Here is a 23,679-nt window from a genome sequence, read left to right on the forward strand (position 1 = left end):
ATAATTAACAAAAATGAAAACTATTGCTACTTGTGTTGAAGAGATTTTAGTAACACAACCGTTTCTCGAGGAAGCATTATCACGAAGTATTATTAATTTTTCTGCCTTAGCAGAAGAATTACAAGCGCCTATTGGCGCTATGCTACGAAAACCAGTAAAAACAGGTGCTATAATGATGGCATTACGTCGCTATAATCCTCCTAAAGATTTAAGACATTCTAATCAGTTAAAATTAGTTTTAAAAAATTTAGGAGACATTACTGTGCGTTCAAATTTGGTTGATTTTACATTTAAAAATTCTAAAACTTTAATTAACAGTCACAGTAAGCTATTAGAAACCATAGATAGTAATATCTTTTATGGTTTCTCACGTGGTATTTACGAAAGTAATTTGGTGATTTCAGCTTCAGAAAAACAGAAAACACAAAATTATTTTAAAAATGAATTCATGATTGGGTTACAAGAAAATCTATCTGCAATAAGTATTCGTTTACCTGAAAATAATTCTAAAATTTCTGGGTTATACTACCAAATATTTAAACGCTTTGCTTGGGAAGGTATTTCGTTATACGAAGTAATTTCTACTACAAATGAATTTACAGTTTTAGTTGAAAACGAAAATGTAGAAAAAGCTTTTTCTGCTATAAAAAGGTTGAATAATTAATATTTAATTTATGAATAATAAAGAATTAATAGAAAAATTTTACACTGATTTTTCCAGTGGCAATGCAGAAGAAATGATTAGCTGTTACCATGAAGATGTACTATTTAAAGATCCTGCATTTGGAACATTAAAAGGAAACGATGTTTTTAATATGTGGAGAATGTTGCTCTCTAAAAAAAGTAATACTACCAAAATTACTTTTACAAACATAACAACAGAAGGAAATAAAGGCGCTGTTAACTGGACTGCAAAATATCTTTATGGCAATAAAAACAGAAAAGTAGTTAATAATATTACTGCAAATTTTACCTTTAAAAATGGCAAAATAATAAAACATATAGACACTTTTAATTTATGGAACTGGTCTAAACAAGCACTTGGTTTTACAGGATTATTATTAGGATGGACTCCTTTTATGAAAACTAAAATTCAAAAAACCACTAGAAAAAAATTAGATAATTTTATAAGTAAAAAATAAACAAAAAGCGAGCCTCTACAAGCTCGCTTTTTTACTTAAAAACTAATTATTAATTACTCCACTACTAAAGTATACTGTGGTGTTTTATTAAAAGGACAAAAATATTTATATGTGCCTTTTGTAAGTGTCACTTCTTTTGAAGATTGTGTTTCGCCATGCTTTACCATTTGTGTTACGTATGCATCTGCAATATGGTTTTTAGCATTGTTTCCATCTTTTCCTGCTTCTATTAAAACTAATCCTACTTCTGGTGCGGCATTTGTGTTTGTTACATTAAACACATAAGTTCCTTCCTTTAATGTTAAAGATTGTTGTGTAAATTCTCCTAATGTTTGTTCTAAGGCAACAGTTTTAACTGTTTTGTTCATTTTGTCTTGAGCTGTTGCTGTAATTGAGAATGCTACTAAAAAAATGGCGATAAATAAATTTTTCATGATTTTGTGTTTTACTTGTTTATTATATTAATTGTTTGTTATTGTGAATTTTCCTGCTTCTACATTTGGGAAATCTACTTCGGTTTCTGCAATGTGATTTACGTAGTTTGTTAGTGTGTTTGATACTACATTAAGCACTATTTCTAAAATGTCTCCATCGTTATAACCTGCTGCTTTTACGTCTTGTATTGCTTGTACAGAAACTTGTCCTCTGTTTTTTGTTACTGCTTGTGCAAATTGTAATCCTGCTTGCGTTTTTGTGTCTGCCGCAATTGCTTGTCTGCTTAATTCTGTTTGCTCTTCTGTTAAGCCATTCATTTTTCCTATTGCTGTGTGTGCAGATAAGCAATAATTACATGCGTTTTCTTCGGCAATTGCTAATGCTAATTGTTCTCTAAATTTGTTATTAAAGTTTCCACTAGCTGTTAATTCGCCTAAACTTAAGTAGGTTTGTAAGGTTGCTGGAGAGTTTCCAAATACTTTTATTAGGTTTGGTATAAAACCCAATTTGCTTTGTACTGCATTAAATAGTTCTTTAGATTTTCCTGTTGTAGTTTCTGGATTTAGTGTTTGAATTCTTGTGCTCATAATTTTTAATTTTTTATTAATTTGTTTTTTATTTCTATTTACAATCGCAAATTTTATTATCTGGTTGTGCTTCGTCGTATTCTTGAAATCCCCAACAATTTGGACATTGTGTGTTTTGTGCTTCGCTCATAATTTGTTTTGTTTTAATTACAATGCAAAGATGCGACGAGAAGATGCTTTTAAAAATGGACAAAAGTTCCTTATTCTTGGACTTACTTGTTTGTTTGGGTTTTTACAGAGTTTTGAACCTGTAATTATTGCGTGAAGGATGGAAATGGCATCCTTTTTTTTGCTGCTATATATGGCAAAAAAAAGATATAATGTACAGCCAGACCTTTATGGTCACGCCCAAAAAATTAATATTCTTTTTTAAATTGAAGTGGTGATTTTAATGTTGCTTTTTTAAAGAATCTGGTAAAATAGGCTGCATCATTAAAACCTAGTTTGTAGGCTATTTGTTTTACTGAATCGTTAGAGTAAATGAGTTGTCTTTTGGCTTCTAGGATAATTCTATTTTTAATAAAATCGCTAGGTGTTTGATTTCCTATTTTATTAAAATGCTTTGTTAGGGATTTTGGTGAAAGCCCTAACCTATTTGCATATTCTGTAACAGTATGAAGTGTTTTAAAGTTTTGTTCTACCAATATACTAAAGTCTTTGAAGAGCTTAGTTTCTTCGTCTTTTTTTATTGTTTGATGTTCTTTTTGTACACGAACGGCATGAATAATAAATTGTTTTAAATAGGTTTGAAGCATATCGTATTGTGCTGCTTCGGTAGTAGTAAACTCTTCTATTAAACCTTCTAATATTAATTGTAATTTTTGCGTATCTCTTTTACAAGGTTTTACAAAAGGCGTTTTGTAAACGTTATTAAATAGTACACCATTACAAGCAACCTCCTTATCATGTGTTTGAATACAATAAAAGTCACGAACAAATGTAATTTTATATGCTGTATTAATTTTTTCGGTATCTATAGAAAACACTTGTCCTGGAGAGAGAAAAAACAAAATATTATCTTGAAAATCATAACTTTCAAAATCTATATTATATGTGCCTTTTCCTTTTTGTATCCAATAAATACTATATGCATCTACCTGTTCTGGTTTATTAAAAACACAAGCTTTTTCAAACTGGACAACACTAAGTGAAAATATATTTTTATAAGCGTATTTTTTAATGTCTTGCTCTGCCATATTGCAAATATTAATTAGATATAGCTTTAGTCGTAAAAGTTTTAAAATTTAACAAAATAAACCCAATAAAAGCTGGCAAGACCCAACCTAAACTATGTTTTGCAAATGGAATAACATCTATAACACTACTTAATTCTTTAGATGGCGTTAAAAAGCCTAAAACATCTGGAATACTAAAAACAAATGTTAGCAAAACAACAATACGAAACACTAATTTTGATGCATATTTATCTGGAAGTGCATTTAGTAAAATAAGCACAATTGTTATTGGATAAATAAATAACAAAACGGGTAACGCTATTACTATAATAGAATTAAAATCTAATTGACCTATTATTACTCCAAAAACACTAGCAATTATAGCTGTTACTACATAAACTGTTTGCGAGTTATTAATTAAACCTTTAAAATAATCTGCAGTTCCTGTTACAATACCTACAGCAGTTGTAAAACATGCTAATGCTATTAATATACTTAAAACGGTATTACCAAAAGTTCCTAGTGCTTGTTTGGTAATACCTGTTAATAAATTTGCACGTTGCATATCGCTACTTAAAGCGCTATTTACATCTATTTCGGAGCCATAAAAAGCACCAACAGCAATTAATCCAGCATAAATAATAAACAGTGCTAATCCTGCTATAAGCCCAGCTTTTTTTATAAGATTTTTTTTCTCTTTAAAAGGAGCCTTTGTCTTTAAATTTATAGAGATTATTATTACGGCTCCCACTACTACAGCTCCTATAGCATCGAAAGTTTGATAACCTTCTAAAATACCACTTACAACAGGTGCTTTAAATTGAGTTGCATTTGTTACCATTTGAGTAGAGTACAAACCTATTCCTATAACTAAAAGTAACATTAACACTATAAAAGGTGTTAGGTATTTACCTATAAGGTCTAATATTTTTGATCTATTGAGTGCAAAAATTAACACCAAAACAAAATAGATACCACTTGTTAATAAAGGTGAAGTACCAAAATTGGGATGTATAGCTATTTCATGAGTAGCTGCAGCTGTTCTTGGAGATGGAATGGAAACAGCAATTACATATATTAAAACACAATATACCAAACTAAAAAAAGGTGATACTTTTTTACCAAAATCGTATAAAGTGCCTTGCAACTTAGCATGCGCATAAATACCAATTATTGGAATAGCAACTGCTGTTATTATAAAACCCAAAGTAACCCAAAACCAGTTTTCACCAGCATTATATCCTAAAAGTGGAGGCAACAATAAATTTCCTGCTCCAAAAAATAAAGAAAATAAAGCAAAACTAGTAACAAGTAAATTTTTAGTGTTTATCATTTATTTTTAAAAAATTAAGCATTGGCAATGCTCTTAATTATATTTGTCTAATATACTTTAAAAATGATTTTAGATTACAAAGGAATACCCGTTTTTTATTCGGACACAGGCAAAGGTCAAGTTGTTGTTTTGCTTCATGGTTTTTTAGAAGACAGCTCGATGTGGGACACATTAACACCTGTATTAGCTAAAAAAAACAGAGTAATTACAATAGATTTATTAGGACACGGCAAAACAGCATGTTTGGGTTACATACATACAATGGAAGATATGGCAAATGCTGTTTATTTTGTTTTAAAAACATTAAAACTTCGTAAATACATTTTTATAGGTCATTCTATGGGTGGTTATGTAGCTTTAGCTTTTGCAAAAAAACACTCAGAAAGCGTTAAAGGTTTATGTTTATTAAACTCTACATATCAAGAAGATAGTATTGAAAGAAAACAACTAAGAGCTCGCGCTAACAAAATGGTACAAAACAATTATGAAAATATGGTACGCATGAGTTTTGCCAATCTTTTTAGCGCCGAAAGTAAATTAAAATATAACGAAGCTTATAATGAAGCTTTAAAAACAGCACTTAAAACACCTATTCAAGGTTATATGTCTGCAAATGAAGGTATGCGGTTAAGAGAAGATTCTTCTACTTTTTTTACTGAAGCATCATTTAAAAAAATAGTATTATTAGGTAAAAAAGATACTATTCTTGATGTTGAAAACATTCTAAAATTTACTAAAAATCACAATATTGAAAGTTATATTTTTTCAGAAGGACATATGAGCCATATCGAAAACAAAATAGATTTTATTAAACAAATTGTGCTTTTTATCGAAAAAATATAACTTTTAAACGATGATATTAATTTTTTATATATATTTAACTGCCTATTAATCAAAGTTCAAAGTCAAAATCATCTTAAAAACTTAATTAACCATGTCTGTATTTTGTAATCTATTTGGCCATAAATACGAAGTTTCTAAAAAAGTAACGTATCACGTAAAAGAGTATAAATGTTGTAATTGTAATAAGCAATTAACTACTAATGGCAATGGACAATTAGTAGAGCTTACACCAAAATATCAAGAAATTAATTCTATTCTTTCTCGAATACACAATAAAAGGCAAGCAAGATTGCGTAGAGAAGAACTACATATTGCTTATAAAATGACATCTTAAATTTTAGCTATTAAAATTCTTCCAACCTTGTGCTTGCAACGGTATTTTTGTATCACCTCTAGTTACTAGATTTGCTCCAACACTTTCATCTGTTATATAACCTATAACAGTTAAATTAGGATTTGCTTTTATTTTTGGAAAATCTTTTTGAGAAATAGTCATTAATAACTCATAATCTTCACCTCCATTTAGCACAACAGTTGTACTATCTATATTAAATTCTTCGCAAGTAGAAATAACCTGAGGATCAAGTGGTAATTTATCTTCATATAAATCGCATCCTACCTTACTAGCTTTACAAATATGTAAAATTTCTGAAGAAAGACCATCGCTTACATCAATCATAGATGTTGGTTTTACATCTAAATCTTTAAGAAGTTTTACAATATCTTTTCTAGCTTCAGGTTTTAATTGACGCTCCATAATATAAGTATAAGCATCTAAATCTGGTTGGTTATTTGGGTTCACTTTAAACACTTCTTTTTCACGCTCCAAAACTTGAAGTCCCATATAAGCACCACCTAAATCTCCGGTTACAACAAGTAAATCGTTAGGTTTTGCACCTGTTCTATATACTGCATCTTCAGGATTTACTTCTCCAATAGCTGTAACAGAAATTAATAAACCAGAAGTTGAAGAGGTAGTATCTCCACCAACAACATCAATATTATATATTTTAGATGCTAAAGCAACACCTTCATATAAAGCTTCTAAAGCTTCTAAAGGAAATCTATTTGAAACTGCTATAGAAACTGTTACCTGAGTTGCTTGAGCATTCATAGCGTAAACATCAGATAAATTTACAATTACAGACTTATATCCTAAATGCTTTAAAGGAACATAGCTTAAATCGAAATGCACACCTTCTACCAACATATCTGTAGTTACTACAATTTGTTTATTACTAAACTCTAAAACTGCAGCATCATCTCCAATACTTTTTACTGTAGATGTGTGTTTAATTTCAAATTGTTTGGTTAAGTGATCTATAAGTCCAAATTCACCTAATTCACTTAATGGTGTACGTGCTTGATTTTTATCTTCTATCATAATGCAAAAATAAGAAGATGAATTAATAAGTAATGTAAAATTTACTTTGTTTTTTCTGCATAAAAAATAACACCCAAACTTTACAACCCTGTATTTTCATACTATAAACCAACATTTTATCTTTATTTTTCGTTAATTTCGCAAACCATCTTTAATTAAGATTAAGCCTCATGTTTAAAAATTACTTTTTATTTCTACTTGTTTTTACTTCTTATTCATTGCTTTCGAATGCCCAAACTCCTTGCGAATCTGGTATGGCAGATATTTATCCTTGTAATGATTATGATTTAATGTCTAGAATACCAATTTCCACACTTGCAACAACTTCTGGAAACCCAGAAGGTAGTGACATTTGGGGATGGACAGATCCATTAGACGGAAAAGAATATGCCATAGTTGCAACAACAAATAGTACGGCTTTTGTAGATATTACCAATCCTATTAATCCTGTATTTTTAGGACGTATAGAAACTGCAAATGGAAACAATTCGTTTTGGAGGGATGTTAAGGTATATAACAACCATGCTTTTATTGTTGCAGATAACGTTGGAAATCACGGTATGCAAATATTCGATTTAACAATTTTAAGAAATGGTGTTGATGCAGATCTAACCTATGATGGTAACCAAGTTTTAAGGTTTCAAGGAAATGGAGGAGAAGGAGAAATTACTATTGGTAGCTGCCACAACATTGTTATAAATGAATTTGAAGGTATTGCTTACTTAGTAGGTTGCGGTTCTGCAAATGGAGGAGGCCCAATTTTTGTAGATATTTCCAACCCATCAAATCCAAATGTTGTTGGAGATTATACTGCTGGTGGATATTCTCACGATGCACAAGTAGTTACATACACAGGTCCAGATACAGATTATTACGATCCTGCAAATGGCATAACTGGAAGACAAATTTATATAGGAAGTAATGGAAACTCGGATACTGTAGTAATTTTAGATGTTACTAACAAAAACAATATTATTCCAATAGGAACTTTCTCTTATCCTCAAATATCTTATGCTCATCAAGGTTGGTTTACAGACGATCAACGTTATTTTATTTTGGGAGATGAAACCGATGAACAATCTTTTGGGAACAATACACGTACTTTAATTTTCGATTTCCAAGATTTAGATGCTAATTTTAACAATCCTGCTTTAAATTTAATTAATGATTATTATGGACCAACTGCTGCTATAGACCATAATGGGTATGTTAACGGAAATAAATTTTATATGGCAAACTATAGAGCTGGTTTACGTGTTTTAGATGTACCAACATTAATATCGACTAATAATTCTAATGCCGAAATTGGTTATTTTGACACTTTTCCGTCAAGTAATAGCGCTAACTTTAATGGTGCATGGAGTGTTTACCCTTATTTTTCAAGTGGAAATATTATTATTAGCGATATAGAAAGTGGTCTATTTATAGTAAGAAAAAGTGGTACTTTAAATACACCTAATTTTAAATTACAAGAAAATTTTCATTTATCTCCAAATCCTACAACTTCGACTTCGACTTTAAAAGGTGATAAAAATAATATCATTAAATCTATTGAAATCTATACTATTCTTGGCCAAAAAGTATATAAAAGGAACAATATTAATAGTCAAGAATTCGTTTTACCCGTAAGCGATTATTCAGCAGGAGTTTATTTAATAAAAATTAACAATACAATTACCAAAAAACTGGTAATTGAATAATAAATCTAAAAATGAAAAACACTACATCATACATAATAGTTTGTCTTATTGTATTATTTACATTAAATAACTGTTCAAACGATGATACAGGTAATTCCATTATTCAAATTAGTGATGTAGACGGCGATGGAATACCAGATGCACAAGATAATTGTTTAAACACTCCTAATCCTGACCAAGAAGATACTAATAATAACGGTATAGGAGATGCTTGCGAATCTAGTATTACCGCTTTAACTCCTTGTGTAAATGGTATGGCAGGCATATATCCTTGTAATGGCATAGATTTGTTATCTGCTATAAGCGCAGAGATTTTAGGCGGAAGCGCAGGTATAAATGGCGCAGATATTTGGGGATGGACGGACCCAACTAATAACAATGAATACGCTATAATAGCTTTAACAAATAGTACTGCCTTTGTAGATGTTACAGATCCTGTAAATCCTCTTTTTTTAGGACGATTAAACACCAACGCTGGTACAAACGCTTGGAGAGACGTTAAAGTCTATAACAACCATGCTTTTATAGTTGCAGATAATGTTGGAAATCATGGTATGCAGGTTTTTGATCTAACTAGATTAAGAAATGTACCAAATGCTCCCGAAAGTTTTACTGCAGATACTGTTTATACAGGAGTTGGTAGCTGCCATAACATTGTTATTAACGAAAGTGAAGCTGTTGCCTATTTAGTAGGCTGTACTTCAACAAATGGCGGAGGTCCTATTTTTATAGACATTTCTAATCCTCTTAACCCAACTTTTTTAGGCGATTATTCAGCTGGAGGTTACTCTCACGACGCTCAAGTAGTTACATATAACGGGCCAGATTTAGATTATACTGGCAGACAAATATATGTTGGAAGCAATGGCAACACAGACAAAGTTGTTATACTTGATGTTACAGATAAAAATAATGTAATTCCAATTAGCGACTTTACATATCCACAAATAGATTACGCACATCAAGGTTGGTTTACAGACGATCATGCCTACTTTGTTTTAGGTGACGAGTTAGATGAAGATGAATTTGGATTCAACACAAAAACTTTAATCTTTAATTTAACAGATTTAGATAATCCATCATTATCATCAACTTATTTTGGACCAACAACTGCTATAGATCATAACGGTTATATTAAAGGAAACGAATTCTACCTTGCTAATTATAGAGCTGGTTTAAGAATATTAGATATTACTAATATTTCTGCATCATCAAATGCAATGGTAGAAACCGCATTTTTTGACACTTTTCCGGACAATGATAATGCAAATTTTAATGGTGTTTGGAGTGTGTACCCTTATTTTGAAAGTGGAAATATTATTGTTAGTGATATTGAAGGTGGATTATTTGTATTAAGAAAAAGTAATTAATTTTTAAATGAACTATAATAGAAACGTACTGTTTTATCTATCTCTTATTGCAATTACTATCATATCAATAAGCTGTAAAAACGATGATGGAGATATTGCTGTAATTACAGAAAATAATACTTCTGCTACCGGTCTAGTTACTGCTGTAAAAACATTTGGAGGCTCTATTAACGACAGTGCTCAAGAAATTGTAAGTACCAGCGACGGAGGTTATGCTGTTTTAGGCTTTACACAAAGCATGGATGGCGATATAATAGATAAACAACATGAAAGTTATAATTTTTGGGTTTTAAAGTTTAATCAAGATAATGAAATAGAATGGAATAAAACCTATGGTGGAACGGGCGATGATAAAGGAGAAGACATTATTCAAACCAATGATGGCGGTTATGCCATTTTAGGAGAAAGTTTTAGCAATAATGAAGATGTTTCTAGCAACAATGGTCAAAATGATTTTTGGTTTGCAAAGCTAGATGCTTCAGGAAATATTTTATGGCAAAAGTCTTTTGGATACCAAGGTGCAGATTACGGAATTTCAGTTATTCAAACTAACGATTCCGGCTACTTAATTACCGGAGTATTAGATGTTACAGCATCCAATGGAGAAGGTAATACAAAGCAAAATAATACAAATCATGCAGGAGGAGATTATTGGGCAATAAAATTAGATAATTCTGGTACTTTACAATGGAGTAAATACTATGGTGGCTTACTTTCCGATACACCACAAAATGTAGTACAAACAGAAGACAATGGCTATATTATGGTGGGAAGCTCAGATAGCGACGATACTGATATTTCTAACAATATTGGCTCTTATGATTTTTGGGTTGTTAAAATTTCTGAAACAGGCAATATTGAATGGGAAAAGTCTTTTGGAGGAGAAGAAATAGACGATGCCTGGTCTATAGTTAAGTCTGGCGATGGAAATTACTTAATAGCAGGAGACACTAGAAGTAATAACGTAGATATTTCTAATAATATTGGTGCGGCAGATTTATGGCTAATTAAAATTTCTCCTTCAGGCGAATTACTTTGGGAAAAAACCTTAGGAGGAACAAGTTTTGATGCCGCAAGAGATATTTCTGCAACACAAGATGGCGGATTTTTATTAGCCGGAAGCTCAAGAAGTAGCGACGGAGATGTTTCACAAAATAAAGGACAAAACGATGTTTGGGCACTTAAAATAAACAGTATTGGCAACATAGAGTGGGAAGCTACAATTGGAGGAACCAACATAGATTATGGTTATGGCATTACCGAATTAAACAATAAAAAAGTTGTTGTAGTTGGTGACACCTACAGTAACGATGAAGATATTACTGAAAATAAAGGATTCTCAGACTTACTAATTATTAACATTGATTAAAATGAAAAAAACATTCATCTTATTATTATCTACCTTTTTAATTTTTGCTTCTTGCGCAGAAGATAACGATGATAATTTAGTTGCTAATGCAAATGTAAATTTTACGTTTTCTCATACTTGGGATAATACAATAATAAATAATAACAATCTAACTACAGAAACAGTAGTAAATGCCAATGGTGAATCTATAAACATTACAAGATTAAGGTATCTTGTTTCAAGATTACAATTAACAAATACTGCTGGAGAAACGTATAGCTTTGATGGATATAAATTTACAGATTTAGAAGCACCAGACACTTATAATTTTACACCAATAAACAATACTATTCCAACTGGAACTTACACCTTAAAATTTGTTTGGGGATTTAATGAAGAGGATAATATTGACGGTGCTTATTTAGATTTAAATAGCGCTTCATGGAATTGGCCAACAATGTTAGGTGGTGGTTATCACTTTTTACAGTTTGATGGTATGTATAATGTAGACACCTCACCTAGCCCGTTTAATTTCCATAACGGAACCGCTCGTGTAGACACAGATAACTTCGAACAAAATTTTGCAATTATTGAATTAGAAACACCTATTGTAATAACAAATAATACTACAATAAATGTAAACATGAATATTGCAGAATTTTTTAGAAACCCAAACACGTGGGATTTAAATGTTTTAGACACACCATTAATGCCTAATTATACTGCTCAAAAAATGATGCAAGAAAATGTTTTAAGTGTATTTAGCATAACTAATGTTACACAGTAAACTAATTTATGAAAAATTGGTTCATATATATAATATTAATTATTTCTATTTCGGCTTGCTCTAAAGAGAGCGAACCAGATACAGAAACTTATGAGCCTACTCCACTTTCATTAAATATTCCTGAAATATTTAAAAACAACATTATCCCACCAGTAATACCAATTAACAATCAACTAACAGTTCAAGGTGTTGCATTAGGTAAAAAGTTATTTTATGATAAAAAACTTTCGGGAGACCAAACTATGGCTTGTGCCTCTTGTCATTCTCCACAACACGCATTTACAGACAATACATCTACAAGCGCTGGAATAGATGGCACTTTTGGAGACAGGAACTCTATGCCATTATTTAATTTAGCTTGGAATTATAACGAGCGCTTTACTTGGGATGGAGAAGAGCTAAGCCTAGAGCGTCAAGCATTAGAACCTGTTCAAAATCCTATAGAAATGCATAGTGATTGGGACAACGTAGTAGATAGACTGCAAAGCGATGCAGAGTATCCAGAATTATTTCGTTTAGCATTTAAAACCTCAATAATTACAAAAGAGCTCACTACCAAAGCTATAGCTCAATTTGAGCGCACACTTATTTCGGCAAATTCAAAATTCGATAAATTTTCATTAGGTCAAGCAATTCTTACACCTCAAGAACAAAATGGCTTAAATGTTTTTATGGACGAAGATAGAGGAGATTGCTTCCATTGTCATGGAAACCCAAATAATCCACTATGGACAGATAATTCTTTTCATAACAATGGCTTAGATGCCACATTTACAGATTTAGGTTTAGGAAGTGTTACTGGAGATGAAAACGATAATGGCAAATTTAGAAGCCCGTCGCTTAGAAACCTTGCCTATACAGCTCCTTATATGCATGATGGCAGATTTGAAACTTTAGACCAGGTTATAGAATTTTACAGCACAGGACTACAAGATTCTGAAACCATAGATCCGCTTATGAAAAAAGTAGAATTTGGTGGTGTTAATCTTTCAGAAGAAGACAAAGCAGATTTAAAAGCTTTTTTATTATCACTTTCAGACCCATCATTTCTTACCAACCCTGACTTTCAAGAGTAAGAAAACACAAAGAAAAAAGGCTATAAAAAACACCTATTTAACCATATGCTAATATAATGTTAGGTTGTATGGTAAACACAGACCAATATTGTATCTTTGCAACCTATTTAGATAATTCTATATAAGAATATGATTAAAGTTTCTGATACAGCTAAAAAGAAAGTCGTTGAACTCATGACAGATGACGGCTTTAATCCAAACGAACATTTTGTTCGTGTTGGTGTTAAAAGTGGAGGTTGCTCTGGTTTATCTTACGATTTAAAGTTTGATAAAATCAAGGAAGAAGATGATAAAGTTTTTGAAGATAATGATGTAAAAATCATAGTCGATAAAAAAAGCTTTTTATATCTTATTGGCACCACTTTAGAATACTCTGGAGGTTTAAACGGAACAGGTTTCGTGTTTAATAATCCAAACGCAAACCGTACCTGTGGTTGTGGAGAATCATTTTCATTATAAAAATTGAAAGAACGTATTATGTCGAAGTACACTGAAGACGATTTAAGAGAAGAATTAAAAACAAAGGAATACGAGTACGGTTTCTATACCGATATAGAATCTGAAACATTTCCTATTGGTTTAAACGAAGATATTGTTCGTGCTATTTCTAAGAAAAAAGAAGAGCCAGAGTGGATGACCGCATGGAGACTAGAAGCTTTTAGAGTTTGGGAATCTATGGAAGAACCAGATTGGGCAAATGTTAATTACACCAAACCAGATTTTCAAGCTATTGCTTATTATTCTGCTCCAAAGTCTATAGACCCAAACAAAACATTAGACGATGTAGATCCAGATTTACTAGCAATGTATAAAAAGTTAGGAATTTCTGTAGACGAACAAAAGAAAATGAACAATATTGCTATGGATATTGTTGTAGATTCTGTTTCAGTAGCAACAACCTTTAAAAAAACTCTCGCAGAAAAAGGTATTATTTTCATGCCAATTTCTGAAGCCATACAAGAACACCCAGAATTGGTTAAAAAATATATTGGTACAGTTGTTCCAACTAAAGACAATTTTTATGCAGCATTAAACTCTGCAGTATTTAGTGATGGTTCTTTCTGTTATATTCCAAAAGGCGTAAAATGCCCAATGGAATTGTCTACATATTTTAGAATTAACCAAGCAGGAACAGGACAATTTGAACGTACATTAGTAATTGCAGACGAAGGTAGTTATGTTTCTTACCTAGAAGGCTGTACAGCTCCTAGTCGTGATGAAAACCAATTACACGCTGCAGTTGTAGAGCTTATTGCGCTTGACGATGCAGAAATAAAATACTCAACAGTACAAAACTGGTTTCCAGGAAATGCAGAAGGAAAAGGTGGTGTTTATAACTTTGTAACCAAAAGAGGTTTATGCGAAAAAAATGCTAAAATCTCATGGACTCAAGTTGAAACAGGAAGTGCTGTAACATGGAAATATCCAAGTTGCGTTCTAAAAGGAGATAATTCTGTAGGTGAATTTTATTCTATTGCTGTAACAAATAATTATCAACAAGCAGATACAGGAACAAAAATGATTCATTTGGGAAAAAACACCAAATCAACCATTATTTCTAAAGGTATCTCAGCTGGAAAATCTCAAAATTCATATCGTGGATTAGTACAAGTAAGCTCTCGTGCAGAAAACGCACGTAACTTTAGCCAATGTGATAGTTTACTTATGGGTAACGAGTGTGGTGCACACACATTTCCATATATAGAAGCAAATAACAAAAGTGCTATGATAGAGCACGAAGCTACAACAAGTAAAATTGGTGAAGACCAAATTTTCTATTGTAACCAACGTGGAATCGATACCGAAAAGGCAATAGCATTAATTGTAAATGGCTTTAGTAAAGATGTATTAAACAAATTACCAATGGAATTTGCAGTAGAAGCACAAAAACTATTAGAAATTAGCCTTGAAGGTTCTGTAGGATAAAAATTACACCAAATAGCAAGTTGTTTTTAAATAAATAAAAATGAAAAAAATATTAACCTTACTGCTTATGTTTTCCATTTTTACAAATTGTAAAAATGATGCAAAAACAGAAACACCAATAGACGATACAAATAAAACAGTAGAACAAAATGATGGTTTAACCACATTAAATGGTGAATTTTCTTATTATGAAGACGCTGCAGTTTTACAAGTTGGAAACAGCGCTATATACGGTGTTGTATTAAATGAAAAAATGCACGAATTACATAAAATGGGTAAACCATTTAGAACAGAAGATACAGATGGTGTACTTGTTCAAGTTCGTGGTAAAATAATACCAAAACCAGAAGGTGAAGAAGGATGGCCATATAGTATTGATATTAAAGAAATTATTAGTGTTAAAGAACCATCTGTAAAAAAAGAAGTGATTAAAATTGGAAAATAAAACTATGTTACAAATAAATGATTTACACGCAAGTGTTGACGACAAATCTATTTTAAGAGGTATTAACCTTGAAGTAAAAGCAGGCGAAGTTCATGCAATTATGGGACCTAATGGTTCAGGTAAAAGTACTTTAGCTTCTGTAATAGCTGGAAAAGAAGAATACGAAGTCGAGAAAGGACAAATTGTTTTAAATGGAGAAGATTTAGAAGACTTAGCTGCCGAAGAACGTGCACACAAAGGTATTTTCTTATCATTTCAATATCCTGTAGAAATACCTGGAGTCTCTGTAACAAACTTTATAAAAACAGCAATAAACGAAACTCGTAAAGCAAAAGGCTTAGAAGATATGCCTGCAAAAGATATGCTTAAACTTATTCGTGAAAAATCCGAATTATTAGAAATAGATAGAAAATTCTTATCGCGTTCTTTAAACGAAGGTTTTTCTGGAGGAGAAAAGAAACGTAACGAAATTTTCCAAATGGCAATGCTAGAGCCAAAGTTAGCCATCTTAGACGAAACAGATTCTGGTTTAGATATTGATGCACTTCGTATTGTTGCCAATGGAGTAAACAAATTAAAATCTAAAGACAATGCTGTTGTAGTAATTACACATTACCAGCGTTTATTAGATTATATAGTTCCAGATTTTGTACATGTTTTATTAGATGGACGTATTGTTAAATCTGGAGGAAAAGAATTAGCGCACGAACTTGAAGAAAAAGGTTACGACTGGATTAAAGAAGAAGTGAACGCATAAAATAGTAAGCAGTAATCAACATCAGTAAATAGTTACTTACTAAAATTTGATTACCCATGTTTAATTATAAGTAGGCAGAAAACAGAAACAGTATACCAAAAAGTAAACTGAAGACTGAAAACTGAGTACTGAAGACTTAAAAATAATGAGTTTAAAAGAAAAATTAGTATCATCCTTTTTAGCATTCGAAAATGAAGTCGATGTTGATTCGCATATACACAATATTCGAAATGAAGCTATTAAAACATTTGAAGCCAAAGGTTTTCCATCAAAAAAAGAAGAAGCATGGAAGTACACATCGCTTAATAGTGTTTTAAAACACGATTATAGTGTATTCCCGAAGCAAGAGAATGCTATAGATTATAAAGACATAAAAAAGTATTTTATTCACGATATAGATACTTATAAAATTGTATTTATCGATGGAAAATATTCTTCTCATTTATCACAAGTAACACACGATGGTATAGATGTATGCTTAATGTCTGCTGCTTTAAATAAGCCAAAGTATAGGTTAGTTATCGAAAATTATTTTAATAAAATTGCAACTAAAGATAGCTTATCTTCACTAAACACAGCATTTTCTAACGAAGGAGCTTACATACATATTCCAAAAAACAAATTGGTAGAAAAACCAATTCAAATTATACACTTTTCTACAGGAAACGAGGCAGCATTATTGCTTCAACCTAGAAATTTAATTGTTGTAGACGAGAATTCTCATGTACAAATAATTGAGCGTCACCAAAGTTTAACAGATAATCCTGTTTTAACCAATAGTGTTACAGAAATTTTTGCTAATAAGCGTGCAATTGTAGATTACTACAAAATCCAAAACGATAATAAAAATGCTTCTTTAATAGATAGCACTTTTGTAAACCAAAAAGACCAAACTAACTGTTTTGTCCATACTTTTTCTTTTGGAGGTAAATTAACACGTAACAATCTTAACTTTTACCAAAATGGTGAACGTATGGACTCTACCATGAAAGGTATTACCATTATTGGAGATAAGCAACATGTAGACCACAACACATTAGTACATCATATTGAGCCAAATTGCGAAAGCCACCAAGATTATAAAGGTATTTTTGCAGACAGTGCAACTGGTGTTTTTAATGGTAAAGTAGTTGTTGAAAAAGAAGCACAAAAAACTAACGCATTCCAGTCTAATAATAATATTTTATTAAGCGATAAAGCATCGATAAACACAAAACCTCAATTAGAGATTTTTGCAGATGATGTTAAATGTTCTCACGGTTGTACCATTGGACAATTAGATGAAAGTGCATTGTTTTACATGAAACAACGTGGTATTCCAGAGAAAGAAGCAAGAGCTTTATTAATGTTTGCTTTTAGTAATAACGTTTTAAGTTCTGTAAAAATTCCAGAATTAAAACAACGTATTACTAAAATAATAGCAAACAAGTTAGGTGTTAATATTGGCTTCGATTTGTAGACTACAAAAAGCTTTATATTAGATAAAAAGCCTCAAACTTAATAAGTATTTGAGGCTTTTATATTTTAGTTCCTAGCGAGTTTATATTTTTGATAAAAATACATTGGTATTAAACCAAAATTTAAAAATATAAAACCAATGAAAACTATAATACCTCTATAAGGCCAAGTTAAAAATTCGAACATAGCTCCTATTCCTAAAGTAAAAAAGGTTAAAAAGCCAATAACATAAAATGATTTTTTCATACTAAAAGTTATTAAGAGAATTTGTAGCGTATTTTTTTATGTTTAGAGTAAAACAAAAGTGGTATTAATAGAAACGCAAATAGTAATATTGCAACAATTAACATTGCATTTGCATAAGGCCAATGCATTATCTTAAAAAGAAAACCAATTACCAGCAAGATAACCATTATTAAGCCTACTATAAACTTTAAGACATTAACAACTTTAGCTTTTTTAGAAAATTTTTGAAAATTAGTTTCTAATTGTAAGTTTTGAAAACTAGAATAACCACCAAATTTTTGTATTGCTTCTTTATATAATTCATTAAAATTATTAGACTCTCTACTTTCAATATAACTACAAATATGGTCTACTAAATCTTCTTTTAAATCTTGAGAATTAATACCATAAAGTTTTAAACTGTTTTCTATAAATCTTATATGTTCCTCTTCAATTTGCATTATACAATAGGTTTTGGGTTAAATATTAAATTTAATGTTGCTATAAAATTATTAATCTCTTCAGTCACTTCCTCTACAACTTTTTTTCCTTCAGGAGTTACTTTATAATACTTTCTTACTCGTTTACCAATAAATACTTTTTCAGTTTTTAATGTCCCTTTAGCTTCTAATTTATGTAAAATTGGATACAGTGCTCCTTCAGAAATATCAATCTTATTAAGAGTTATTTTTTTTACCTCCTGTGTTATTTCATAACCATACATTTGGTTACGCTCACTTATAAGCTTTAAAATAATAGGTTGCAACGTTCCTTTTGTTAATTCTTTACTATACATATTTCAAATATACATTTTATTTAAATGCATTTGCATAAAATTTAAATATTTTTATCATTTATATTTTTCTTTACACTTGTTTTTATCAAACAAACCTTAAATTTGTATTATGTTAGATTGGAAAAAAATAAGAGCAGATTTCCCAATACTTAATCGTAAAGTAAATGGTAAACCTTTGGTGTATTTTGACAATGCTGCAACCTCACAAACTCCACAACAAGTAATAGATGTTATTGTAGATTATTACAGTAATTATAATGCTAATATTCACAGAGGTGTGCATTCATTAAGTCAAGAAGCTACAGATAAATATGAAGCTGCAAGACACACTATTCAGCATCATTTTAATGCAAAACATGCTTACGAGATTATATTAACTTCTGGCACAACAGAAAGTATTAATTTAGTAGCTCATGGCTTTGCTTCACTTTTAGAAAAAGACGATGAAGTTATCGTATCGGCTTTAGAGCATCATAGTAATATTGTGCCTTGGCAAATGCTATGCGAAAAAACTGGAGCCCTTTTAAAAGTTATACCAATGAACCAAAATGGCGAGTTGGAAATGGATAGCTACTCTAAATTGCTTTCAAACAAAACAAAACTAGTATTTGTCAATCATATATCTAATGCATTAGGTACTATAAATCCTATCGAAAAAATTATAGAACAAGCGCATAATGTTGGTGCTGCAGTTTTAATAGATGGAGCACAATCTTGCCCACATGTAAAACCAGACGTGCAAGCATTAAATGTAGACTTTTACGTTGCTTCGGCACATAAAATGTGTGGTCCAACAGGTGTCGGCATGTTATACGGAAAAGAAGAATGGCTTAATAAACTACCGCCTTATCAAGGTGGCGGAGAAATGATAGACCAAGTAAGTTTTACAAAAACAACTTATGCAGGTTTACCGCATAAATTTGAAGCAGGAACGCCAAATATTTGCGGCGGTATAGCTTTTGGAGCTGCATTAAATTATATGAATGCTATTGGTTTTAATAATATTGCTGCTTACGAAAAAGAACTTTTAGATTATGGAACTAAAAGACTTTTAGAAATTGAAGGTTTAAAAATATATGGCACTTCAATAAACAAAACATCTGTTATTAGTTTTAACCTTAAAGGTATTCATCCATACGATGTTGGTACACTATTAGACAAAATGGGAATTGCCGTAAGAACAGGACACCACTGCGCACAACCAATTATGGATTATTATAAAATTCCAGGAACTATACGCGCTTCTTTTGCTTTTTACAACACTAAAGCAGAAATAGACACCTTAATAGAAGGTGTTAAAAAAGCAAAAATGATGTTGTCATAAATACTTTGGCTTCTTTTTTGTAATATTATACTATAAATAATTAACTATTATATTATGAAAACAATTACAATGTTACTCTTTGCTATTATATTAAATGCTTGTGGAGCCAGTAATAAAGCCACTACAAATTTAGTAGATAGTGACACAAATAAAACCCAACAAACATTAAATGGCACATTTAATGTTATAAATACAAACTCAAAAAATCTTACGATTACTTTTGATGAAACAACCAATCGTGTCTCTGGTTTTTCAGGATGCAATAATTTTTTTGGAAATTATACTTTAAATAAAAACAGTCTTGTTTTTAGCGGTTTAGGTTTAACTAGAAAAATGTGCGAAGAACAAAATAATTTAGCAGAACAACAGATGATAACTGCTTTAAACGAAACTACTAGTTTTGAAATTAAAGACAATAAAATCATATTTAAAAAAGCAGAAAAAGAACTACTTTCTGCTATAAAAAATACAGATGCCAAAATAATGCAAGACCATAATATTAGTATAGAATATAGTACTTCAACTAGAGCTGCGTCAAAAAAAATAACTTTAAAAGATAAAACAGTAAGTGTACAAAATAGAAACGACAATACACCTAAGACAACTAATTGTTCGAACGAGAATTGGGCTAAAGTAATGGCTATGGTTTCAAATTTAAATTTAAAAACTCTTACAACTTTAGAGCCTCCAAGCAAAGCTCACCAATACGATGGTGCTCCATTAGCATATTTTTCAATCACAAAAGATGGAGAAACATATAAAACTCCTGCTTTTGATGCCGGAAAACCTAATAAAGAAATTGAACCTTTAGTTAGTATGCTAGTAAATATTGGCAAATCTACAACAGAAAAGAACTAAAGAATTTAGTAAATTTGTAGTAGAAAAATTAACTTGATAAATGCAAAGTATTAAAGAGATACAAGACGAAATTATAGACGAGTTTTCAATGTTTGAAGATTGGGAGGAACGCTATCAATATATGATAGATTTAGGCAAAGACCTACCTTTAATTGATGAACAATTTAAAACCGAAGACAATATTATTAAAGGATGCCAAAGTAAAGTTTGGGTACATGCTGAATTAAAAAATAATGCATTGGAATTTACAGCAGATAGTGATGCTATAATTACAAAAGGTATTATTGCTATTTTAATTAGAGCATTCTCTAATCAACATCCAAAAGATATAATTGAAGCTAACACAGATTTTATAGACAAAATTGGTTTAAAAGAGCATTTGTCTCCAACAAGAGCAAATGGTTTGGTTAGCATGATAAAACAAATTAAAATGTATGCCATTGCGTACCAAACTCAATTAAGTTAAGTGGTTTTTTTATAAAAACAATTTTATAACAACAGAAAAACACATTAACAAAAAACAGTAAATTATGAGTGATACAACAATAGACACCACAGCATTAGGAGAAAAAATAGTTGCCGTTATAAAAACCATCTATGACCCAGAAATTCCTGTAGACATATACGAATTAGGTTTAATTTACGACGTTTTTGTAAACGAAGACTACGATGTTAAAATTTTAATGACATTAACAACACCTAATTGTCCAGTGGCAGAAACACTTCCTTTAGAAGTAGAAGAAAAAGTAAAATCAATTAAAGACGTTAATGATGCTGAAGTTGAAATTACCTTCGATCCACCATGGACTCAAGAATTAATGAGTGAAGAAGCTAAGTTGGAACTTGGTATGTTATAAATAATATTAAATGCCAAAACGTAAACTAACATCACTTAAAGACAATAAAAAAACGAGTTTAAAACAGTCTTTTAGTGCGCTGGTTTTCATTCCTAGATTTTTCAAAGAAATTTGGAAAACTAATAAAAAACTGTTTTTACTTTCTGCTTTTTGTAGGCTTATTGGTGCTCTTTTACCAGTTATTATACTTTGGATTGGTAAAATTATTATTGATGAAATTATCTTACAATCTAAAGCAGATGTTTCAGATTTAACACTACTCTGGACCTATGTTGCCGTAGAATTTGGATTAATTATTCTATCAGACTTAGTAAGTAGAGCCATTTCGCTAACAGATGGTTTATTAGGCGATTCTTATTCTATAGACTCTTCAGTAAGAATTATAAAAAAAACAAATCAAATAAACATAAGTCTTTTAGAAGACTCTGAGTTTTACGATAAATTAGAGCGCGCTAGAACACAAACAACTGGACGCGTTGGATTAATGTCTAACGCCTTAGGAGAAGTACAAAGCCTTATTTCTATACTCACCTTAGTTGCCGGATTAGTTTATTTTGAACCTTACTTAATTATTCTTTTAGTATTAAGCATTATACCATCGTTTATAAACGAAATATGGTTTAGCCAACAGCAGTATTCTTTAGCACGCGGTTGGACTGCAGAGCGTAGAGAACTCGATTACTTACGTTTTATTGGCGCTAACGATAAAACAGCAAAAGAAATAAAACTCTTTGGACTAACAGATTTTGTTGTTAATAGGTTTAAAAACCTCTCTCAAGAATATTACGATTTAAACAAAAAGCTCGCAGTAAAACGATCGGCTTTAGGTTTTTTATTTAATGTTTTAGGTACTTTAAGCTATTATGGTGCTTATGTATTTATTATTTATAGAGTAATTTCTGGAGCTATTACCTTAGGTGAATTAACTTTCCTATCAGGATCATTTAACAGGCTTACCAAAAATTTACAAGACTTCTTTTCAAAGTTTACAAGAATTACAGAAAGTGCTTTATACTTAAAAGATTATTTTGATTTTTTAGACATATCTATAGAACCTAACCATAAAGAAGATACTCCACTTCCAGAAACCATAAAAGAGGGATTCGAATTTAAAAACGTTAGGTTTGCCTATCCAGGATCAGATAACGAAATATTAAAAGGTATTAGTTTTACAATGAAAGCTGGCGAAAAACTAGCCTTTGTAGGACAAAATGGAGCAGGAAAAACAACCTTAACTAAACTTATATTACGTTTTTACGAACCAACCTCGGGAGAAATATTATTAGACGGTATTAATATTAATAGATTTAATAAAGCAGACTATCAAGAATATTTTGGTGTCATTTTTCAAGATTTCTTTAAATACGAGTTTACAGTTAAAGAAAACATTGCCATTGGTGATATAGATGAAATAGATAACCAAACTAAAATTGAAAACGCAGCAGCACTTAGTTTAGCCAACGAAGTAGTACAAGATTTAAAGTTTGGTTACAACCAACAATTAGGAAAACGTTTTGCAAAAGGACAAGAACTTTCTGGAGGTCAATGGCAAAAAGTAGCATTAGCAAGAGCCTACATGAAAGATGCTAAAGTCATGATATTAGATGAGCCAACCTCAGCACTAGATGCCAAAGCAGAAAGCGAAGTGTTTGACCGTTTTATTGGCTTAACACAAGGTAAAACAAGTATTATTATTTCTCATAGATTTAGTACCGTTAGGCAAGCCGATAGAATTTTAGTGCTCGAAGAAGGACGCGTACTAGAAATTGGAACGCACGAAGAATTAATGCAAAACAAATTATTGTACGCAGAATTATTTACACTACAAGCAGAAGGATACCAATAAATATTTA

The 23,679-nt window shown here is 31.0% G+C and carries 26 protein-coding genes; 19 read left to right on the forward strand and 7 right to left on the reverse strand.

The annotated features are described in order from the left end of the window. The first annotated feature begins 13 nt into the window (after positions 1 to 13). A complete protein-coding gene (locus tag BWR22_RS00160; protein ID WP_076731430.1) occupies positions 14 to 664 on the forward strand; it encodes a hypothetical protein in 651 nt (216 codons plus the stop codon). Between the two features lie 10 nt (positions 665 to 674). Further along, positions 675 to 1,142, forward strand: a complete 468-nt coding sequence (locus BWR22_RS00165) for a nuclear transport factor 2 family protein (RefSeq protein ID WP_076731431.1) — start codon at positions 675 to 677, stop codon at positions 1,140 to 1,142. 53 nt (positions 1,143 to 1,195) lie between these two features. Here the strand turns inward: BWR22_RS00165 and BWR22_RS00170 are convergent, their stop codons facing one another. The 4 genes from BWR22_RS00170 to brnQ all read right to left on the reverse strand — a co-directional run bounded on the left by BWR22_RS00170 (position 1,196) and on the right by brnQ (position 4,672). After that, positions 1,196 to 1,576, reverse strand: a complete 381-nt coding sequence (locus BWR22_RS00170) for a cupredoxin domain-containing protein (protein WP_076731432.1) — start codon at positions 1,574 to 1,576, stop codon at positions 1,196 to 1,198. 27 nt (positions 1,577 to 1,603) lie between these two features. Beyond that, positions 1,604 to 2,164, reverse strand: a complete 561-nt coding sequence (locus tag BWR22_RS00175; RefSeq protein ID WP_076731433.1) for a carboxymuconolactone decarboxylase family protein — start codon at positions 2,162 to 2,164, stop codon at positions 1,604 to 1,606. 356 nt (positions 2,165 to 2,520) lie between these two features. Continuing rightward, a complete protein-coding gene (locus BWR22_RS00180; protein WP_076731434.1) occupies positions 2,521 to 3,360 on the reverse strand; it encodes a helix-turn-helix domain-containing protein in 840 nt (279 codons plus the stop codon). Positions 3,361 to 3,370: 10 nt separating this feature from the next. Then, positions 3,371 to 4,672: a branched-chain amino acid transport system II carrier protein gene (gene brnQ, locus BWR22_RS00185; RefSeq protein WP_076731435.1), complete on the reverse strand. Its 1,302-nt coding sequence runs from the start codon at positions 4,670 to 4,672 to the stop codon at positions 3,371 to 3,373. Between the two features lie 63 nt (positions 4,673 to 4,735). Between brnQ and BWR22_RS00190 the strand changes: the two genes are divergently transcribed. Then, positions 4,736 to 5,515, forward strand: coding sequence for an alpha/beta fold hydrolase (locus BWR22_RS00190; RefSeq protein ID WP_076731436.1), 780 nt, complete (start codon positions 4,736 to 4,738; stop codon positions 5,513 to 5,515). A 91-nt stretch (positions 5,516 to 5,606) separates the two neighbouring features. Then, entirely contained in the window at positions 5,607 to 5,849 is a 243-nt protein-coding gene (locus BWR22_RS00195) for a hypothetical protein (RefSeq protein WP_076731437.1), read from the forward strand. 3 nt (positions 5,850 to 5,852) lie between these two features. On the opposite strand, the gene thiL is transcribed toward BWR22_RS00195, so the two are convergent. Then, positions 5,853 to 6,899, reverse strand: coding sequence for a thiamine-phosphate kinase (gene thiL, locus BWR22_RS00200; RefSeq protein WP_076731438.1), 1,047 nt, complete (start codon positions 6,897 to 6,899; stop codon positions 5,853 to 5,855). 170 nt (positions 6,900 to 7,069) lie between these two features. Here thiL and BWR22_RS00205 point away from each other — a divergent pair, with 170 nt between their 5' ends. The 10 genes from BWR22_RS00205 to sufD all read left to right on the forward strand — a co-directional run bounded on the left by BWR22_RS00205 (position 7,070) and on the right by sufD (position 17,767). Beyond that, the gene (locus BWR22_RS00205) at positions 7,070 to 8,599 is read left to right on the forward strand and encodes a choice-of-anchor B family protein (RefSeq protein ID WP_076731439.1); all 1,530 of its coding nucleotides are present in this window, start codon (positions 7,070 to 7,072) and stop codon (positions 8,597 to 8,599) included. 11 nt (positions 8,600 to 8,610) lie between these two features. Then, on the forward strand, positions 8,611 to 9,969 hold the full coding sequence (locus tag BWR22_RS00210; RefSeq protein WP_076731440.1) for a choice-of-anchor B family protein: 1,359 nt from the start codon (positions 8,611 to 8,613) through the stop codon (positions 9,967 to 9,969). 7 nt (positions 9,970 to 9,976) lie between these two features. Beyond that, the gene (locus tag BWR22_RS00215) at positions 9,977 to 11,338 is read left to right on the forward strand and encodes a hypothetical protein (RefSeq protein ID WP_076731441.1); all 1,362 of its coding nucleotides are present in this window, start codon (positions 9,977 to 9,979) and stop codon (positions 11,336 to 11,338) included. 1 nt (position 11,339) lies between these two features. After that, positions 11,340 to 12,104 (forward strand): MbnP family protein, encoded by a 765-nt coding sequence (locus BWR22_RS00220; protein WP_076731442.1) that lies wholly within the window; start codon positions 11,340 to 11,342, stop codon positions 12,102 to 12,104. A gap of 8 nt (positions 12,105 to 12,112) precedes the next feature. Further along, positions 12,113 to 13,180 (forward strand): cytochrome-c peroxidase, encoded by a 1,068-nt coding sequence (locus BWR22_RS00225; RefSeq protein ID WP_083678160.1) that lies wholly within the window; start codon positions 12,113 to 12,115, stop codon positions 13,178 to 13,180. Positions 13,181 to 13,309: 129 nt separating this feature from the next. Beyond that, positions 13,310 to 13,639 carry a HesB/IscA family protein gene (locus BWR22_RS00230; protein ID WP_076731443.1) on the forward strand — a complete coding sequence of 110 codons (330 nt, stop codon included), beginning with the start codon at positions 13,310 to 13,312 and terminating at the stop codon, positions 13,637 to 13,639. Positions 13,640 to 13,657: 18 nt separating this feature from the next. Then, positions 13,658 to 15,106, forward strand: a complete 1,449-nt coding sequence (sufB, locus tag BWR22_RS00235) for a Fe-S cluster assembly protein SufB (RefSeq protein ID WP_076731444.1) — start codon at positions 13,658 to 13,660, stop codon at positions 15,104 to 15,106. A gap of 40 nt (positions 15,107 to 15,146) precedes the next feature. Next, complete coding sequence (locus BWR22_RS00240; protein ID WP_076731445.1) at positions 15,147 to 15,551, forward strand: hypothetical protein; 405 nt, start codon at positions 15,147 to 15,149, stop codon at positions 15,549 to 15,551. A gap of 4 nt (positions 15,552 to 15,555) precedes the next feature. Continuing rightward, a complete protein-coding gene (gene sufC, locus BWR22_RS00245) occupies positions 15,556 to 16,308 on the forward strand; it encodes a Fe-S cluster assembly ATPase SufC (protein WP_076734326.1) in 753 nt (250 codons plus the stop codon). A 145-nt stretch (positions 16,309 to 16,453) separates the two neighbouring features. Next, positions 16,454 to 17,767 carry a Fe-S cluster assembly protein SufD gene (gene sufD, locus BWR22_RS00250; RefSeq protein ID WP_076731446.1) on the forward strand — a complete coding sequence of 438 codons (1,314 nt, stop codon included), beginning with the start codon at positions 16,454 to 16,456 and terminating at the stop codon, positions 17,765 to 17,767. A 256-nt stretch (positions 17,768 to 18,023) separates the two neighbouring features. Here sufD and BWR22_RS00260 read toward each other — a convergent pair whose 3' ends face one another. Together BWR22_RS00260 and BWR22_RS00265 are read right to left on the reverse strand one after the other, a co-directional pair. Next, complete coding sequence (locus tag BWR22_RS00260; protein ID WP_076731448.1) at positions 18,024 to 18,452, reverse strand: GldL-related protein; 429 nt, start codon at positions 18,450 to 18,452, stop codon at positions 18,024 to 18,026. Beyond that, positions 18,452 to 18,787: a PadR family transcriptional regulator gene (locus tag BWR22_RS00265; RefSeq protein ID WP_076731449.1), complete on the reverse strand. Its 336-nt coding sequence runs from the start codon at positions 18,785 to 18,787 to the stop codon at positions 18,452 to 18,454. Before BWR22_RS00265 ends, BWR22_RS00260 begins: the two co-directional genes overlap by 1 nt. Before the next feature lie 109 nt (positions 18,788 to 18,896). Here BWR22_RS00265 and BWR22_RS00270 point away from each other — a divergent pair, with 109 nt between their 5' ends. The 5 genes from BWR22_RS00270 (at position 18,897) to BWR22_RS00295 (ending at position 23,672) form a co-directional block, all read left to right on the forward strand. Further along, positions 18,897 to 20,111: an aminotransferase class V-fold PLP-dependent enzyme gene (locus tag BWR22_RS00270; protein ID WP_076731450.1), complete on the forward strand. Its 1,215-nt coding sequence runs from the start codon at positions 18,897 to 18,899 to the stop codon at positions 20,109 to 20,111. Between the two features lie 54 nt (positions 20,112 to 20,165). Further along, entirely contained in the window at positions 20,166 to 20,969 is an 804-nt protein-coding gene (locus tag BWR22_RS14290) for an META domain-containing protein (RefSeq protein ID WP_083678162.1), read from the forward strand. A 40-nt stretch (positions 20,970 to 21,009) separates the two neighbouring features. Continuing rightward, entirely contained in the window at positions 21,010 to 21,435 is a 426-nt protein-coding gene (locus tag BWR22_RS00285; RefSeq protein WP_076731451.1) for a SufE family protein, read from the forward strand. 64 nt (positions 21,436 to 21,499) lie between these two features. After that, positions 21,500 to 21,826, forward strand: coding sequence for an SUF system Fe-S cluster assembly protein (locus BWR22_RS00290; RefSeq protein ID WP_076731452.1), 327 nt, complete (start codon positions 21,500 to 21,502; stop codon positions 21,824 to 21,826). 10 nt (positions 21,827 to 21,836) lie between these two features. Further along, the gene (locus BWR22_RS00295) at positions 21,837 to 23,672 is read left to right on the forward strand and encodes an ABC transporter ATP-binding protein (protein WP_076731453.1); all 1,836 of its coding nucleotides are present in this window, start codon (positions 21,837 to 21,839) and stop codon (positions 23,670 to 23,672) included. Positions 23,673 to 23,679 lie beyond the last annotated feature (7 nt).

The sequence above is a fragment of the Lacinutrix venerupis genome (assembly GCF_001971745.1).
GTDB lineage: Bacteria > Bacteroidota > Bacteroidia > Flavobacteriales > Flavobacteriaceae > Lacinutrix > Lacinutrix venerupis.